The sequence below is a fragment of the Streptomyces sp. WM6386 genome (assembly GCF_000972385.1).
In the GTDB taxonomy this organism is placed as follows: Bacteria; Actinomycetota; Actinomycetes; order Streptomycetales; family Streptomycetaceae; genus Streptomyces.
The window spans coordinates 1-591 of sequence record NZ_JXTE01000380.1 but is presented as its reverse complement, the minus strand read 5'-3'; the positions used below and the strand labels follow the sequence as shown (position 1 = coordinate 591).

The window sequence follows — 591 nt, the reverse complement described above, 5'->3', positions numbered from 1 at the left end:
CCCCGGAATCTCGCCCCAGACGTTTCGCCGTTGGTGGGTTCGGGTTCCCCCCGGGGGCCTGCGCCCCTGCGGGTCCCATGAAGGGGCCCCCGCCTCGTGGTCCTCACCTTCGCGGAGGCTGCGCATAGGGGTCCACCAGCTGGTGTGCAGTGCGATGGCCAAGTCATGGGCCATCGAGGCGGGCAGGGCATCGAGAACTTCCCCGGCTGCCTGCCGATTGTCATCGCAGCCGTAGGTGACGTTCCAGTCCACTGCGCGCCGGACGCCGAGAGCGGCCACGGGACCCGGTGCGATCCGGCGCGTGTGGTCGCGCAGCTCCTGCAGCAGGCTGGTCACGTGCGTGTCACCGGCCTGGTGGGTGCTGCGCAGGGCTGCTTCAAAGCAGACGGCGGCTCGCGCCGAGCGGCGCTGGTCTTGCTGGGCATACTCTGCAAACAGCACATCGAGTGCTTGGCGGCGGACCACTTGAACCTGCTCCATGGAAATGCGGGCACGCTGAATCGTCAGCGTCCACCCCTGCTGGGTCGTGCTTTCCGCTTCAGCAGCGAAGACAGGGTCGAGGAGAGCAAGGGGCATGGCCGGGTGTACGGA

Annotated in this window: 1 protein-coding gene; it reads right to left on the bottom strand. The window is 68.0% G+C overall.

Translation table 11 applies throughout. From position 1 onward, the window contains the following. A partial coding sequence (locus TN53_RS41840; protein WP_159038277.1) for a hypothetical protein occupies window positions 1–576 on the bottom strand: 576 nt, incomplete at its 3' end. Window positions 577–591: the final 15 nt, after the last annotated feature.